Source organism: Cyanobium sp. Cruz CV13-4-11 (genome assembly GCF_024346055.1).
Taxonomy (GTDB): domain Bacteria; phylum Cyanobacteriota; class Cyanobacteriia; order PCC-6307; family Cyanobiaceae; genus Cyanobium.
In genome coordinates this window covers 43,107-59,375 of sequence record NZ_JAGQCH010000017.1, presented here as the reverse complement: position 1 = coordinate 59,375, position 16,269 = coordinate 43,107, and the positions used below count along the sequence as shown (strand labels likewise).

At 65.6% G+C, this 16,269-nt stretch carries 12 protein-coding genes and 1 pseudogene; 2 read left to right on the top strand and 11 right to left on the bottom strand.

Going from position 1 to position 16,269, the window contains the following annotated elements:
- Nucleotides 1–9: 9 nt before the first annotated feature.
- From KBZ12_RS18430 to KBZ12_RS13045, 4 genes are all read right to left on the bottom strand, one after another.
- Complete coding sequence (locus KBZ12_RS18430; protein WP_261360031.1) at nucleotides 10–777, bottom strand: SWIM zinc finger family protein; 768 nt, start codon at nucleotides 775–777, stop codon at nucleotides 10–12.
- On the bottom strand, nucleotides 774–3,440 hold the full coding sequence (locus KBZ12_RS13055) for a DEAD/DEAH box helicase (protein ID WP_254958414.1): 2,667 nt from the start codon (nucleotides 3,438–3,440) through the stop codon (nucleotides 774–776). The genes KBZ12_RS18430 and KBZ12_RS13055 overlap by 4 nt, the downstream gene beginning before the upstream one ends.
- A 170-nt stretch (nucleotides 3,441–3,610) precedes the next feature.
- Entirely contained in the window at nucleotides 3,611–4,102 is a 492-nt protein-coding gene (locus KBZ12_RS13050; protein ID WP_254958413.1) for a hypothetical protein, read from the bottom strand.
- A gap of 260 nt (nucleotides 4,103–4,362) precedes the next feature.
- Nucleotides 4,363–4,494 (bottom strand): hypothetical protein, encoded by a 132-nt coding sequence (locus tag KBZ12_RS13045; protein WP_254958412.1) that lies wholly within the window; start codon nucleotides 4,492–4,494, stop codon nucleotides 4,363–4,365.
- Between KBZ12_RS13045 and KBZ12_RS13040 the strand changes: the two genes are divergently transcribed.
- Nucleotides 4,493–6,481: a S8 family serine peptidase gene (locus tag KBZ12_RS13040; RefSeq protein WP_254958411.1), complete on the top strand. Its 1,989-nt coding sequence runs from the start codon at nucleotides 4,493–4,495 to the stop codon at nucleotides 6,479–6,481. The genes KBZ12_RS13045 and KBZ12_RS13040 overlap by 2 nt on opposite strands.
- Before the next feature lie 48 nt (nucleotides 6,482–6,529).
- On the opposite strand, the gene KBZ12_RS13035 is transcribed toward KBZ12_RS13040, so the two are convergent.
- The gene (locus KBZ12_RS13035; RefSeq protein WP_254958409.1) at nucleotides 6,530–7,399 is read right to left on the bottom strand and encodes a formylglycine-generating enzyme family protein; all 870 of its coding nucleotides are present in this window, start codon (nucleotides 7,397–7,399) and stop codon (nucleotides 6,530–6,532) included.
- Nucleotides 7,400–7,482: 83 nt separating this feature from the next.
- Between KBZ12_RS13035 and KBZ12_RS13030 the strand changes: the two genes are divergently transcribed.
- Nucleotides 7,483–8,058 carry a Uma2 family endonuclease gene (locus KBZ12_RS13030; RefSeq protein WP_254958408.1) on the top strand — a complete coding sequence of 192 codons (576 nt, stop codon included), beginning with the start codon at nucleotides 7,483–7,485 and terminating at the stop codon, nucleotides 8,056–8,058.
- Between the two features lie 185 nt (nucleotides 8,059–8,243).
- Here the strand turns inward: KBZ12_RS13030 and KBZ12_RS18705 are convergent.
- The 6 genes and pseudogenes from KBZ12_RS18705 to KBZ12_RS13005 all read right to left on the bottom strand — a co-directional run.
- Nucleotides 8,244–8,423: pseudogene (locus KBZ12_RS18705) on the bottom strand (hypothetical protein); the annotation flags it as partial.
- The gene (locus tag KBZ12_RS13025; protein ID WP_254958407.1) at nucleotides 8,356–9,426 is read right to left on the bottom strand and encodes an RNA-directed DNA polymerase; all 1,071 of its coding nucleotides are present in this window, start codon (nucleotides 9,424–9,426) and stop codon (nucleotides 8,356–8,358) included. The pseudogene KBZ12_RS18705 and the gene KBZ12_RS13025, both read right to left, overlap by 68 nt.
- On the bottom strand, nucleotides 9,423–9,785 hold the full coding sequence (avd, locus tag KBZ12_RS13020) for a diversity-generating retroelement protein Avd (RefSeq protein ID WP_254958406.1): 363 nt from the start codon (nucleotides 9,783–9,785) through the stop codon (nucleotides 9,423–9,425). Before avd ends, KBZ12_RS13025 begins: the two co-directional genes overlap by 4 nt.
- 97 nt (nucleotides 9,786–9,882) lie before the next feature.
- The gene (locus KBZ12_RS13015) at nucleotides 9,883–13,374 is read right to left on the bottom strand and encodes an SAV_2336 N-terminal domain-related protein (RefSeq protein WP_254958405.1); all 3,492 of its coding nucleotides are present in this window, start codon (nucleotides 13,372–13,374) and stop codon (nucleotides 9,883–9,885) included.
- 66 nt (nucleotides 13,375–13,440) lie between these two features.
- Nucleotides 13,441–14,664: a MoxR family ATPase gene (locus KBZ12_RS13010; RefSeq protein WP_254958401.1), complete on the bottom strand. Its 1,224-nt coding sequence runs from the start codon at nucleotides 14,662–14,664 to the stop codon at nucleotides 13,441–13,443.
- A gap of 6 nt (nucleotides 14,665–14,670) precedes the next feature.
- On the bottom strand, nucleotides 14,671–16,224 hold the full coding sequence (locus KBZ12_RS13005) for a DUF4062 domain-containing protein (protein ID WP_254958400.1): 1,554 nt from the start codon (nucleotides 16,222–16,224) through the stop codon (nucleotides 14,671–14,673).
- Nucleotides 16,225–16,269 lie beyond the last annotated feature (45 nt).

Sequence of the window (16,269 nt, the reverse complement as noted above, 5' to 3'; positions counted from 1 at the left end):
GCGGAGCCTTCAGCCCTCCGCCTCGGCGTCCGGCTCCGCCGGCGGTGTGGTGATCGCGCCGTAAAGCTCCACCAGCCCCTGCGCCAAGGCCTCCGGCACCGGGATCGGCCCCAGGCGCTCCAGCACCCGAGCGGGTGGATCCGGCGGCAGGGGATCGGGGATCACCAGGCGCTCACCAGGCCGGGCCACCAGCCCCTGGGGCCACCACGGGGGCAGAGCCTCCTCAGGCCCATCGGCCGCCGTGGCCGTCGCGGTCGGCCGCAGCCGTCGCATGAGGTCATCCCGCTGGCGCCCGCGCCAGGCCAGCAGTTGCCAGGGGTCGTCATCGAGCCGCTGGGCGAACACATGGAGGCTGGCGGCGATGTGCTTGCAGGGCACCTCCCAGTCCGGGCAACTGCAGGCGGCCTCCAGGTCGCTCCAGCGCGCGGGGAACAGATCCACACCCGCCTGCCGAAAGCCTGCTTCGAGATCCTCGGGCACCTCGCCGGCCAGCAGCTTCGCCGCCCAGCCCAGCCGCTGGCGGAACACCGCCTCGATCGCCTGCCACTCCTCTGCATCGGGCAGCTCCGTTTCCACCGTGACCTTGTACGGGGTGCGCCGCGAACCCTGCACCCGGGCCACCAGCCGCCCCGGGCCCACCTCCAGGCCCAGCACCTGGCCACGTCTGGCGTAGCGCCGGCCTCGCTCCATCCGGCCGCCCAGCCCATAGCCCTCGAGCACATCGATGAACCGCTGCGACCACCAACGCCTTGCCGGGGGCGGCTGGCGCGGGCTCATGGGGTGAGCGCCTCCCGACGCAGGCTGATCACCTCCCGCAGTTCGGTTGTGGAGAGCTCGGTGAGCCACTGCTCCCCCGTCCCCACCACCCGCTCGGCAAGGTCGCGCTTGCTCTGGATCATGGCGTCGATGCGTTCCTCGATCGTGCCGCTGCACACCAGCTTGTGCACATGCACGGTGCGCCGCTGGCCGATGCGGTGGGCCCGGTCGGTGGCTTGATCCTCAACGGCCGGATTCCACCAGCGATCGAAATGAATCACATGGGCCGCAGCGGTGAGGTTGAGGCCGGTGCCGCCCGCCTTGAGCGATAGCAGGAAGATCAACGGACCGTCAACCTCGGCGAAGCGCTGCACCATCGCGTCCCGCACCCGGCGCGTCAGCCCGCCGTGCAGCCACAGCGGTTCGCCGCCGTAACGGCCCTGCAGGTGGGCCCGCAGCCGCTCCCCCCAGGCCGCGAACTGGCTGAAGATCAGCACCTTCTCGCCGGCGTCGAGGATGGTGTCGAGCAGCTCCTCGACGCGATCGAGCTTGCCGGAGCGCCGCGGCAGTGCCGAGCCATCGGCCAGGTAGTGGGCCGGGTGGTTGCACACCTGCTTGAGCCGGGTGAGACCGGCCAGCACCAGGCCGCGCCGTTCGATGCCGTCGCTGCTCTCGGCCGCCGCCAGCAGTTCCTCCACCACAGCCTGATAAAGGCTGGCCTGCTCGTTGCTGAGCGTGCACGGTTCGCTCTGCTCAATCTTGTCTGGCAGGTCGGGCAGGATGCCGCGGTCGCTCTTGAGGCGACGCAACACGAAAGGGGCCGTGAGCCGCTGCAGCCGGGCGGCCACCTCCGCATCGTGGTCCCTCTCGATCGGGAGGGCGAACTGGTCGCGGAACTGCCGCAGGCTGCCGAGCAGGCCGGGATTGAGCAGCTGCATCAGGGCCCACAGCTCGCTGAGCCGGTTCTCCACCGGCGTGCCGGTGAGGGCAATACGGCGTTCCCCCCGCAGCGCCGCCGCCGCCTTGCTCTGGGCCGTATAGGGATTCTTGAGCTGCTGGGCCTCATCGAACACCAGCCTGCCGAAGCCCATCCCCGCCAGCAGGGGCAGGTCCCGGCTCACCATGCCGTAGGTGGTGAGCAGCACCGGCGCCGGCTTGCCCTTACCGCGTTCGCTGGCCAGCTGGCGCTTGAAGGCGGCGGCGGTGCCGCGGAAGCGGCCGGGGCCGTGGTGGATCAGCACCGGCAGCTGCGGCGCAAAGCGCTGCAGTTCCCTGCTCCAGTTACCCAACAGCGACACCGGCGCCACCACCAGGGTGGGGGCCTCGAGGGGATCGGCCAGCAGGGCGGCGATCAGCTGGGCCGTCTTGCCGAGGCCCATGTCATCGGCCAGGCAGGCGCCCAGCCCCAGCCAGCCGAGGAACACCAGCCAGCCCAAACCCCGTTCCTGGTAAGGCCGTAACTCCCCGTTGAAGTCGGCCGGCGTGGGAATCGGCGTGGCACGGCTGTGGAGCTCGCCGCCGAGCAGCTCTCCGAGGGGGCCGCTGGCCTCCACCCCTACCAGGGGCAGGTCGTCCGGCAAACCGAGGCGGGAAAGGCCGAGGTTGGCGTGCAACAACTCCGTGCCGCTGGCGTCCCCCTCCAGGCCAGCGTGGCGCAACAAGGAGGCGATGGCGTTGGGCTCGATCAGCGTCCATTCACCCCGCAATCGCACCAGGCTGCGCTTGGCCGCGGCGGCCTTCTGCAGGCTGGCCAGCTCGGCCTTGCCCAGGGGCCGATCGCCCAGCACCGCCTGCCACTGGAAGGACACCAGGGCGTTGAGGTTCAGGCCGCCCCCGTCGCCGGCGGGGGTGTTGGTGGACGAGCGCCGGTTGGTGTTGGTGTTGACGCGCAGGCCCAGGCGCTGGCCATGGCGCCACCAGCTGGGCAGCAGCAGCCCGAAGCCCGCCTCATCCAGCACACTCACCCGCTGCCGCAACAGGGACAGCAGGGCCCCTTCCTCCAGGTCCAAGCTGGCGGGCGCCTGCTGCTCGAGCAGTCCCCCCAGCTCCGGTGCCAGCCGCGTCAGCAGCCCCAGCTGGGCGAGCACCTCCTCGAAGCAGTCCACCGGGAAGGGACTCTCCCCTGCCCAGAACGCCGCCAGGGGCACCATCAGGCTGGGGTCGATCACGGAGCGCAGCAACAGCTCCACCGGCCAGCGACGCAGGCGGGGGCTGGTGGGTTCGTGCAGTCGCAGGCACAGCTGCAGCGAGCCGCCTCCACAGGCCCCCTCCCGCACCCACTGGTGCAGCCCGGTGACGAGGGCGGCCTCAGCGGCGAGATCGGCCGTCGCCGCCAGGTGGGGATCGGGGCCCTCCAGGGCCGCCAGCCAGGCCTGGGGCAGGGCCGGCGGGCCGCGGCGGTGGCGGCTGGCACTGCGCAGGGCCTGGGCTGCAGAGCCTTCGAGGCGCTGGCGCACGAGCCGATCCACGGCATCGGCCAGGGATTCGGCCAACTGTTGCTGCTCCTCCAGGCTGTCGCCCGTCAGATGGGCCGCCAGCAGCTCGCGATCGCCGGCGGCGGGCAGCGGCCACCACTGGGCCCGCAGGCGTCCATCGGGATCCACCTTCAGACCCGGCACCACCCGGCCGCTGTCGACGAAGTAGGTGGCCAGCTGCAGGCCGGCCGGCAAAGCCGCGAGCGACAACGCGGGGGGGACCTCGGCCATCCCTGCTTCGCCCGCCTCAGACTCCCCGCCCAAGCGTCTGGAGGGGCAAGGCCGAAGCGACATGGGCCAGCTCGATGGGCGATCACCTTGACCCTGACCTTAAGGGCGATGGCCTCAGCTGGAACGGCGAAGCCGACATGGCCATGCCACTAACGCCAGGCTCTCTGCATCAGCAGTTGCGGCTCCACGCTCTCCACCCCATCGATCGCCCTAAGCCTCGGGAGACCGCTCAGGGCCTCGGCGATGCTGCCCGAGCTGGCGCCGATCCAGGCGGCCTGGGGCGCGACATCAAGCTCCCGGGTGATGGTGAAGCCCGCCTGCTGCAGGGCCTCACGGTGTGCTGCCACCGTTTCTCCTGCTCGGAAGCGCAGAAAGACCTGACCCGTTGGCACCGCCAGGGAGTTTCCCCCCAGCGGTGCGTAGACCGGACTGAGCGCCTGGCCAGGGGCAAGGGGAGTGGCCGGAGGCCCCCGGACGATGGTGATCTGCTCCGGCTCGAACACAACTTCAGCCTCCTCCTCGATCAGAGGCTCCCCATGCCGAGCGAAATAGCCGGGCTTCTGCTCGTACACCACGGCATTCGCTGCTCCCGCCGCAATCCGTTGGGGGAATCCATCGAACAGCCCACCGGCCCGGCTCATGTCAGTGGTTGCAAGCAACAGGCAGACCAGGCACAACGCCAGCAAACCACGCGGAGCACTTGGCGCGGCTGAAGGGGTCCGCATGACGGGGCCATCGATACACGCACAGGCTCACGCACAGGCAGGCCCAGGCGTTGAGATCTGAACCTACGACGTTCTGGGCCAGCCACTCTGACCTCCAAAGCAGGAATCGACGCTGACCAGGAGCAGCCCAGCCAGCAAGGCGTCACCTGAAGAAGCATGAAGTTTTCCTGGGCTCGTTACGTCAGATCAAGACCTTTCAAGCCGGCGTGAATCTCACGAGCGAATCGATGGAGAATGGCCGCCATCGCCACCCTGCGATCGACCTCCAACATGCGTTCAAGCTGATAGACCTCAGGAGATTTTTCCATGGTTCAGGTTCGATACGGTGGCAGGAATGGTGGGTCCCATGAACTGGCCATCAGCGACAATCACCTCGTCGTCCGCACCCTGAGTCGCCAGGCGGTGATGCCGGCTCGGCCGTTCGAGGTGTCGCACGTCAGTGCCGAGACCCACCGGATTCTTGACCAGTTCGAGACCCTCAGCCGCTTCCGCGAGGCGGGGGTGGAGCTGTTGAGCACCAGAACCCCCCAGGCCGATGGGGCCCTGCGCGACTCCGCCCGCAGTCTGCTCAAGGCGGAACCAGCGGTGGACTTCGCCGGCCGCGTTCTGGTGGATGGCACCGGCCGGCCCGTGGTCTACACGGAGAATCTGTTCGTCAAGTTTGAGGATGACGCGGAGGCCGAAACCTGTGAGGCGCTGTTGCAGCGCCACGGCCTCAGCCTCAAACGCACCCTCAGCTATGCCCGCAACGCCTATTTCGTGGCCGCTCCCGACAACAGCGGGCTCGGCGTTTTCGAGATCGCCGAAACCCTGCTGGGGGAAGCGAGCGTGGCGCTCTGCCACCCCGAGCTGGTGAGCCCCAGCCGGCAGCGCCGGCAGGCCTTCCCGTCCGAGTGGCATCTCAAGGCCACCGCTGTCAACGGCCGGCTCGTCGACGCCCACGCCGAGGTGGAGGCGGCCTGGTCCCTCAGCGACGGCACCGGGGCGATCATCGCGGTGGTGGATGACGGCTTCGACATCGACCATGAGGAATTCCGCTCCTCCGGCAAGGTGGTTGCCCCGCGGGATGTGACCCGCCAGAGCGGCGATCCCCGGCCCGGCCGCGGCGACGATCACGGCACGGCCTGTGCGGGGGTGGCCTGCGCCAACGGCCAGTTCGGTGCCACGGGCGTGGCCCCCGGCGCCCGGCTGATCCCGATCCGGCTGGCCTCCGGCCTGGGCTCCCAGGCGGAAGCCGAGGCCTTCGTGTGGGCGGCCCGCAACGGCGCCGATGTGATCTCCTGCAGCTGGGGTCCACCGGATGGGGCCTGGTGGGACCCGAACGATCCCGCCCACCGCCAGGTGGTGCCGCTGCCGGATTCCACCCGACTGGCGATCGACTTCGCCACCACCCAGGGCCGCAGCGGCAAGGGCTGCGTGGTGCTGTTCGCGGCGGGCAACGGCAACGAGAGCGTCGACAACGATGGCTATGCCAGCTACGCCCGGGTGATCGCCGTGGCGGCCTGCAACGACCTCTCCAAACGCAGCGCCTACAGCGACTACGGCAAGGCCGTGTGGTGCAGCTTTCCCAGCAGCGACGGCCGGCCCTCCCTCACCCCCGGCATCTGGACCACCGACCGCTCCGGCGGGCTGGGCTACAACCAGGGCAGCCCCCAGAAGGGCGACCCAGCGGGCCATTACACCAACTCCTTCGGCGGCACCTCCAGCGCTTGCCCCGGCGTGGCCGGGGTGGTGGCCCTAGTGCTGGCGCGAAATCCGGCCCTGCGCTGGGACGAGGTGCGGGAGATCCTGCGGCGGGCCTGCGTGCGGATCGACACTGCCGGCGGCAACTACGACGCCAGCGGGCGCAGCCCCTTCTACGGCTACGGGCGGGTCAGCGCCCGCAAGGCGGTGGAGCTGGCCCGCCCACCCCAGCCGGCGGCGGCCCTGGTGTTCCAGGCCGTGCAGGACGTGCCCATCAACGACTTCCAGACCGCCACCCTGACCCTGCCGGTGGCCGCCCCGGGCCCGCTGCAGTCGATCCGGGTGGCGGTGGATCTCGACCACACCTTCATCGGCGATCTGGTGGTGCGGCTGCTGCCGCCCGCCGCCATGGGGGCCGCTCCGCTGCTGCTCCACGATCGCGCCGGCGGCGGCACCGACAATCTCAAGGTCACCTACGACGCCGTGAACGCGCCAGGCCTGGCGAACTTGAAGGGCAGCGATCCCAGCGGCACCTGGACCCTGGAGGTGTCCGACACGGCCCGGGCCGATCGGGGCACCCTGCGCAGCCTGCGGCTGGAGGTGACGTTCTGAGGGCAGCAGCCTGGGTGAAACAACAGCCAGAGAAAAGGAGGCAGGAGGCTAAGGGTCAAGAAGCAGGTCCCGAGGGAGGCAACAGACGCGGAAACCGACGCGGCTGCTGGCGCCGTCGGGGTGGGCATCGCCGCGGCTGGCCGAGCGGCAGAATGCGGAGAGGAAGTCCCACGAACCGCCGCGCAGCACGCGTTCAGGTTCTTCGGCGGTCTGCTTCATCCAGGCAGAGCCATCCGTGGGGGCTTTTTCATCACCCTCCGCATAGCTATCGTGCCAATGATCCAGGCACCATTCCCACACGTTACCGTGCATGTCGTGCAGGCCCCAGGGATTCGCCGGATAACTGGCCACCCACTTGGGTTCGCTTCTTGTTGATCCCGTGGGGCCTTCGGCATAGGTCGTTGAGGCGTCGTAACTGGCAAGCTTCGGGCTGATCGTTGCCCCGAAATGAAAAGGAGTGGTGGAGCCAGCGCGGCAGGCGTATTCCCAATGAGCTTCGCTGGGCAGGGTGTACTTCCGCATCGTTCGCCTTCCCAGGCGACTGCAGAACTCCATGGAGTCGTGCCAGCTCACGTTCTGCACGGGCCAATCATCCCCTTTGAAGTGGGAAGGATCCGGCTTCAGGTCCCGCTCCCAGGGAGGTTCTCCCTCCAGCGACTGCCAACCCGCCACCGCCCGCCACTGGGCCTGTGTGATCGGCGTACGCCCCAGAAAGAAGCCCTGCAACTGCAACAGATGCGGAGGCCCTTCCGATTCCTCGCGATCAGGTTCCCCCGGCGGAGATCCCATCCAGAAACGCCCGGGCGGGATCCAGACCATCTCGAGCTCAAGAGCCTCCCCCAGCGGCTCGCGGAACAACTGGCACTGGCCGCGACGTCGGATCAGGAACCTCTGGCGCGGTGGGCTGCTGCTGGCCATGGGGAGCCACAAGGTGCGCTCCAGCATCGCGCTGGAACAAGCCCAGCGCACTTAACGTCAAAACACCCCTGCCGGGGACGTCGATGACCCTCACCCTGCCCACCGACCTGCGACTCACCCCCGAGCAGTTCGCGGCCGTATGCGCCGCCAATCCGGAAACGGTGCTGGAGCTCGATGCCGATGGCAGCCTGATCACGATGACTCCCACCGGCGGCGACACCAGCGCCCGCAATGGCAGCCTCACCTCCCTGTTGTGGCTGGCCGTACGCCGCAGCGGACTCCCCCTGAAGGTGTTCGACAGCTCCGGCGGCTTCCTGCTGCCCGATGGTTCGGTGCGCAGCCCCGATGCCAGCCTGGTGCGGCTCGATCGCTGGCAAGCCTTGAGCGAGGAGCAGCGACGCGGCTTTCCGCCCCTGTGCCCCGATCTTGTGGTGGAACTGGCCAGCCCCAGCGACCGGGCGGCCGACCTGCGCCGCCGCATGGCGGCCTACCAGGCCAATGGCGCCAGCCTGGGCTGGCTTCTCTTTCCCGACGAGCAGGCCGTGGAGGAGTGGGGACCGGCCGGCAACGGCCGCAGGATCGAGGCGGCGGAGCGGCTCGACGCCGGCACCGTGTACCCCGGGCTGGAACTCGCGCTGGCAGAGATCTGGGCGGGATGAGGGAAGGGTGGGCGAGCCTGCGGCTTGAACCGCGGCTCCGCCCACCGGGCACTGTGCGGATCAGCCAAGGCGTGAGCCGGGGCGATCACCGGAGCGGGTCTGGACCCCTCGTGTGCTCCCGGCCGATTGCCATCGGCCGGCTCTGGCGGTGAAGGGTGCTGGGGGAGGCAACAGACGCGGAAGCCGACGTTGTTGTTGGCGTTGTAGGGGTGGTTGTTGTTGCGGTAGGCCGAGCGGCAGTTCCTGGGGTTGTTGTTCCACGAACCGCCGCGCAGCAGCTGGTCGACCTGCCCGGATTCAGGGTAGGCCCGCCGCGAAGGGCAGATCACGGAACAATCGCCGCCGCAGCCTCCAGGTGGTGCCATGGGCCAGGTGGGCGTTCCAGCTGATCACCCGGATCCGGGCCACCTCGGGGCTGCAGTGTCCCGCCGCGACGTCCCGGGCGAGGGCCTTGAGCCGGCGTCGGCCCTTGAGCAGGTTGTGGTTGCGCACCCGCACCCGCTGCGGCAGCACGTGAAAGCCCACGAAGCTGGCGCCGTGTCGTGTGCAGCGGAGCTGGCTCTTGATCGGATGGAGCCGCAGGCGCAGCTCCGCCAGCTCCGCGCCGATCACCTCGCGGGCCTGGCGGAGCGGTTCGGGGGCATCAGCGAAGAGGGCGAAATCATCCACGTAGCGCAGATAGGCAGCGATGCCGGGCAAAGCGGCGATGGTGTGATCGAAGCGAGCGAGGTGGAGGTTGGCGAGGAACTGGCTGGTGAGGTTGCCGATCGGCAGGCCGCGTGGGCGCTCCAGCGGGGTGAGCAGGGTGTCGCCGGGGAAGCCGTCGATGGCAGGGCCGAGGTTGGCGCCGTTGGCGAGGAGGCGATCAAGCAGCCAGAGAGTGCCGGGGCAGGCGATGCGCTCCGCCAGTTGGGCGCGCAGGATCGTGAGATCGACGCTGGGGAAATAGAGCCGCAGATCGGCCTGAAACACCCACTTGTGGCGCCGGCATTCCCGCACGAAGCGACGCAGGGCTCGGTGGCTGCCGTAGCCCCTGCGGTTGGCATAGCTGGTGGGAAGGAAGGCACGCTCCAGCGGCGGCCCGATCGCGGCGCAGAGGGCATGGTGCACCACGCGATCGCGGTAGGGGGCGGCGGAGATCAGGCGCCGCTTGGGCTCGAAGATCTCGAACTGGCGATAGGAGCCTGGGCTGTAGGTGAAGCTCCGCAGTTCCTGCTGCAGCGTGAAGAGATTCTCCTCCAGACGGGCGTTGAAGCTGAGCACCGCAGGGCGGTAGCGTTTGCCTTTCTGGGCCCTCCGAGAAGCGCCATGGAGGCTGGCGAAGCTGGTGATGGCGGAATAAAGATCGGCGAGAGGAGCTGGCCTCACAGCGCCTGCCGCTGCTGCGACAACCAGCCGCTGTGCTGGCGGCCGATGGCGGCGATCAGCCGGCTGGCGTGCTCGTAGCGGGGAAGGTCGATCAGGTGGAAATCATGCAGCAGCCGGGTCTGCAGCTGGAGCAGATTGATGCGGGCGCCGAGGGGTTCGAGAATCGGCAGCTTGGCGCGGGCATAGCGGGCCGCCACCAGCGCTTCCATCAGATCGTAGAGCGTTGAAACGAGGCGATCACCAAGGCCAAACTTGTGCTGGCGCGGCAGACGCTGCAGCAGCGGTACATACCAACGGATCAGATCGAGACAGGCCTCGAGGATGGGGAGTTCGGCAGAGTTTGGGGTGGGTGCAGACAAGGAGAGAATCCTCAAAAAATCGCAGGCGCCTGCGGCGCCCACCTAAAACAGCCAGCAGCCAGGGTGAAGCAACAGCCAGGGAAAAGGGACCAAGGGTCTAAGGGTCAAGAAGCAGGTCCTGGGGGAGGCAACAGACGCGGAAGCCGACGTTGCCGTCGGCGAAGCAGGGGTGGAGGTCGTCGCGGTAGGCCGAGCGGCAGATCCTGGGGAGGTCGTTCCACGAACCGCCGCGCAGCAGCCTGTTTTCACCTTCTTCGGCGGTTTGCTTGATCCAGGCAGAGCCATCCGTGGGGGCCTTCTCATCCCCCTCCACATAACTTCCGTGCCAATGATCCAGGCACCATTCCCACACGTTGCCGTGCATGTCCTGCAGGCCCCAGGCATTGGAGGGGAAGCTGCCCACATCACTCGTGTGTTGGCGGTACTCACCCGTCGGCCCCCCCGCGTAGCTGGTGGAGGCGTCGTAGTTGGCCACCTTGGGGCTGATCGTGGCACCGAAGTGGAACGGCGTGGTGCTGCCCGCCCGGCAGGCGTATTCCCACTGGGCTTCGCTGGGCAGGGTGTAGCTCTTGCCCGTGCGCTTGCTCAGACGGCGGCAGAACTCCTTCGCGTCGTGCCAGCTCACGTTCACCACTGGCCGTTCGTCGCCGCGAAAACGGGGATCGACATCCGTTCCAAGGGGATCCTGCTTCAGCGCCAGCTCCCAGGGCGGTTCCCCCTCTCCCGGTTGCCAGTTCGCCACCGCCCGCCACTGGGCCTGGGTGATCGGGGTGCGGGCCAGGAAGAACTCCGCCAGGGTCACTGGGTGCTGGGGGCCTTCATCGTCGAAGCGCCCGGGTTCCTCGGTGGAGGAGCCCATCAGGAAGCTGCCGGCGGGGATGCGCAGCATCGTGAGGGCCGGGGGGGCCACCGAGGTGGTGGGCGGCCCGGGGTCGAGGGGTTCGTGGTAGCCCCAGGTGGAGTCCTTCAAAGAGGCCACCGTCCAGGAGGACACCTCCAGCACCGAGCGTGATACGGCCTCAAGGGTTTCTTCTGCAGTGATGACCGGCAGGGAGGCAGGGGTTGGTGGTGCCTGCTTCAGGTGCTGCTCCCAGGCCTCGCAATCGGCCGGGGTGGCGATCTCCCGTTCCGCCTGGGTACAGGCGACGGTGGGTTCCATGCCAATCCACACCAGCCCTTCGGCCCGGCGACGGCGACCCAGGCCCACCTCGACGCTGGTGCCTGGATTCCTATACATCATAAGGCTGCCGGGTATCGCCTCCCAGTGGCGCTCCCGAAGCTGCAGATCGAGGGTGTCGTGCCTCCCGTCGCCATGGAAATGGGCGCCGTTGTTATAAGCGAAACTGCAGAGGGCCGCCTTCTGCTTGTCGTTCATCTCCGACCAGAAGGGAATGGTCGCCTTCAGGTCTTTCCAGAATCGCTCACGGAAGTTGAAGTAGTAGAGAGCGTCCGCCTGCTCCTGGCTGATCACATCCCCCAGACGGATGGGGGAGCCGTCCTCGTAGAAGGTGCTGCCCCAGCCGATCGTGATCGGCTCCGCCCTCGTTGCAGGGTCCGGATAGGCCTGGAGCCGGCAGCCTTCGTAGTTCTGGATGAGGGCGGCCGCCTCAGAGGGAAGCTGGTCGGCATCAGTTTCCCTGTCTGGTGCGGCAGGGCCCTCGGAGGAAGAAGTGGCATCCAGCTCGATCGAGGCCGTAGTAAAGGCGATCGAGAAAAGCTCGATCTCTTCGAATTGCGCCCATTCAAACCGCCGCACTTCAGGCTCGGGGATCCGCAGCAGTTGGACGGTTTCGAAAGTCATTGATTCAAAAGGGAACTGGTCCTGCGGCCAGATATTGATAGGGCGTTTGGTCGCACCTCGGCGCAGTTGCTCGGCGAAGCTCCGATAATCACCCCCGAGCCCTTCGACAATCTCGGCGGCAACCCGAGCGAAGCTTTCCATCCCCTCCAACCCTTCGGGAGAGGGCTGGTTGGGATCGGTCAGAAAAGCGCGGAAACTGCCCTTGGGCATGAACCGATTCCAGCGCTCCTCCACCATCCGCGAGACGGCATTGAACACCGTGACCGCATCAATGCTTTCCACTCCGGCCACCAGCTCACGGCGAACTTCCGGGGCCATGGTGAATTGCCATTGCTCCGGCAATGGTGCTTTCGCAGCCGTCCCGGCCTGCTCCGGCACCAACTGCACCACACCACTGAGCAGCACTTCGGCCGTCGCCAGGGGTGTGCGGTCGCCTGCCAGCAAGGCCTGCCTCACCAGCCGCATCACCGGCAGGGTGAACACCGGGGATGCGGCCATCAGACCCAGCAGTCGTTGGGCCTTTGGGGAGGCGAGTTCCTTGAATCGGTGCAGGTGCTCCAATTCGGCGGATTCCGTTGCGGCTGCCTCTGCTACCAACTCTTCAGCATCAGTGGAAGACACCGACCCCTCCTGTGCGGCGGGCTCCTGGCTAAGGACATCCACCAAAGGCAGGCGGAATCCGGCACAGATCCCACGAGGCATGCCCATCACCAAGGCACTCCACTGGGTAAGGCCGGAGGGATCACAGCTCACCACCGGCACGACCGGAGGCACAGCAGCGTGACGACCTGGGTAGGGCTCAAAGGGCTCCGACCAGCTCGGGGGTTCTTCCGTCCAGTTTTGACGTTCTGCCCTGTAGCGCTGGTTGGGCCCTGCCTCCACGCGATTGGCCAGCACAAGCGGATCCCCAAGACCCAGAGCCGTGCGCTCCCACATCCAGCCGGGCAAAACCTGCAGCACCGCCAGCGGCTGATCCCTGCTCCATCCGGCCAGCAGAGCCGCCATCCGCCCGGACCACCAATGGTCGCCACAGCAATCACTGAGCAACAGCAGGAGCCGGCGCCCTTCTGGATCGCTTTGGCATAGCCGTCCCACTTGAGGCATGGTCCCGTTGGATTCCGGCAAGGCAACCAACTTCATGTCGCGGAACACAGCGCAGCTGCTCAGCGTCCGGGTGAGATCGGCCACCAAACGGTCCCACAAACGCATCGAAGCGCCGCTGTCCACCACCAGCACCAGTTCGAAACGGGGCTCCGGGAGCGGCTGAAACACCGGCCGCAGCCACCCTCCCTCCCCCTGAGGACCGAACGAACGAACAAAGGCTTCCACCGTGGCGGCTTCATCCAGCTGGCGGCGGTGCGCAGATCCCACCCGCCCCTGCAACGGGGCCAGCGATCGAAGCAGGCCAAGGGAGTCGCCGATGAGGGGGGGATCCTCCAGCCACACAGCCAGAACCTCGGCCCGGTCCTCCTCACGGGGCAGTGCCCGTTCCGGCAGAAGTGCCGCCGTGGAGGGAGCCGGCTCGCTTGGGGATGCTCCGTTGGTGGATCCCTCCTGAACTGAACCGGAATCCGCTGGCTCATCTCCCTTGGTGTCAACGGTCTCCTTGCCGGTTTCGTTGACCTTGGAGACCTTCGTTTCCTGCTCTTGCTTTGTTGAATCGGAGGTGAGTTGTTCCGCGGTGTGCGATCGCTCAGCCCCTGGAGGCATCTGCCGAACCAGCCAAAGCAGCTCGGCCAGCTCCCTGGCATCGAGCCGCTCCGGCACCGACGCCGCCAGACATGGCAACAGCTCGCTCAGCAGGCTGAGTTCAGAAGGTGACCCACCCTGCGCCGCAACCGGTGAGGGTTCCACTTACCCTGCCTCGCTGAGCCGCCGTTTGAGGATTTCCTTCAGCTGCTTCTCCAGTGCCTCGCCAAGCTGCCGGGAGTCCGTCTGCGTCAGCAGATACAACGCATTGAGCAGCTGATCAGTGGCCCGGTCGGGATTGTTGCCGCCAACAAGAAACTCGCCGATCCATTGCTCAAGTTGTTCGTCCTGCTTGAGATCACCCCAGAAGGCCGGATCGGCATCACGGAAGTGAGCTTTCACCAGGGCCAGCAGGCTGCTCTGCGTCGGCCTCGGCATGTCGATGCGAAGGCAACGGCGGTGAAAGGCCGGTGGGAAATCACGCTCCCGGTTGCTTGTCATCACCACAATCGGAAATTCAAAGCACTGCACGGTGCCGTTGTGAATCGGCACTCTGCGATCGTCACAGGTGCCAACCTCCACGACGGGTTGGGGATCACGCCGAAGCTCCTCGATGGCGAATTCACCTTCTTCAAAGAGATGTAGCAACTCATTAGGGAGTTGTAGATCAGCTTTGTCGATCTCATCGATGAGCAGAACTCTCGGCCAACGCGAGGGGAGAAACGCAGTTCCCACTGGGCCGAGGGTGATGTAGTGGCCAATCGATATCGGCTCATCGGCCTGGGTGCGTGGCCGCGATCCGGCCTTGGCAATCTGGGTTGCATTCAATCTGCCCAAAGCATCATATCCGTACAGGCCATCTTCACGTAGGCGGCTGCGGGGGGTGATCGGCCATTTCAACACCGGCCCGAGGCCCAGCTGCCAGGCGATGGCATAAGCAAGGCTGGTTTTTCCTGTTCCTGGGTCACCGGAGATCAGGAGCGGCCGCCGAAGATGGATGGCCGCATTCACGGCCAGCCGGATCTTTTCTCCCGCACTAACGCCTCCCTCGGGAATGGTCTCCTCCGGCAGCCGGAAAACGGCACCTCGAATCTGATCTCTGTTGATCATGGCCTGAGCTCCGGTGCTGGCACCATCGGTATCAGGGGTTGCTGTGTCATCCACATTCCTTGATTTCAGAATCTCTTGCCATTCCGTCTCATCCTGATCAACCGGAAGGATTCTCTCCAGTTGTTTGCTCGAGAGAAACCGACGCCAAGGAGGTGGAGGTGGCCAAAGCGGGCGGCGTGTTGGCGCTGTCAGAAAATCGGGATCGTCAAAAGATCCTGTCTCCTGGAAAAGCTGGAACGGAGCCAGAGTGACTTCAGGAGGTGTGGTGGATTGGTTCATTGGGAATCAGGCAGAGGGTCCGATGCGGAGCTGCAATCGGTCCATTGGGCGGCTTTGAACGTCCGGGATCTTGCGGGGCCAGCGATCCGGACAATCGACCAAAAGCATCGCATCGTCGACCCAGCTCTCACCTCGGCCAAACAAACTGCGTCGCCGAGTGGCCAAAGACAGGGAACTCCATTCTCGAGCATCGATCGGATAGCGGGTGATGGGCGGATTCTCCTGACCAGAGACCGCATCAGAAACGGAGTCTCCCAGCTTCGGAGGAGCTAATCCCTCAAGATCCAAGAGCTTAAGGGAGTTTCGGAACCTGTCCTTGAGGCCAGCACTGCAGGCATGCCAGAGTAGGAGAAGCGGCAATGGCGCCTCCAGGATCGCCGTGATCAGGCTGCCTGCCTCTATCGAATCGGCAGGAAGATCTGCAAGACACAGCAGACAGCTATCGGCATCCATGTCTTTCAATCTGGCTTTGAACTGTAGACGAGCCTGGTGCTGATCCGTTGATCCATTCGGCAGTGGCCAGCGCAAGCAGGCACGCAGTCCCTGAGAATGGCGGGAAGAATTGTGCCATCGATTCCGCAACTTATTGTGAAAAATCCTTGGACCCAGTGCCCGCGTGAGCGTTCGCACTACATATGGCTGATCAGCAATCGAAGCAACTCCGCGGCGAAACGCGCCAATGGAATCATTGCCGCTGAGAGAATGGGCCAGCATCTCCGCCGAGAGAAAAATCTCAATCACAACATCCTCAATCTGATCAGCCTGATCAGGCAAGAGGGAATCCTGAGCCTGCTGGCTCCACTCTTCCAAGTACTGAGGCAAACTCCCGATCTCCACTCCAGAAGCCGGATCGAACTCCACATTCACTGGCTCAAAAAGGCCTTCAGCATTCGCCGCCATGGCTTCCGGAATCAGGTCGAACATCACACCCCTTTCCTTTACCTGTATCATCAGGAAGAGATCCTTGCCGGCCAAGGTCCCCTGGGCGATGCTATTGGTGGCTTTCTTTGGTGAAAGATAAAAAGTCTGAGGATCGCGGGATAGACTCAACCCGAGGTGCCGGTTGATAGCCGCTAGGACCTCTCCAATCAAATTGTCTCGCTTGTGGACCAAACCGGGAGTTCCCCCAAGACTCTTCACCTGTTTTTTGAACTCAATGAGGCGCTCCTTAACCTCTGAATCCTGCAACGCTGGATCATTGAGCCCCACTGTCGGATAACAAAGGAAAAAAGCAAAGATTGGCTTTTTCTGTTGTGCAGCCCACCAGAATTCATGGTGGGTGATTGAACGCATTTCTCCGTCCATCCCCTCAACAACCTCCCCATAGCGCGAGCCGACCAGAAGAATGTAAGCGTCGCATCGATCAATATCGTCCAAACACATCTGAAGGGGGCGATCCGGGCTAGCCAATAGGCTCTGAACATCAATCTGCCCAAATTTACCAAGATACTCAGCCAACAGCTCGCGCTCACGGCTGAGATCAAGGAACGTACTGGAGAGATAAAAGCTAGTGGCTTGCATCGAAATCAGCTTGTCATGGCCACGTGAAAACAATGCCACACATCCTTCAAAGCGGGTCTAGCCCTTGCGAGCAGAAGCATCCTT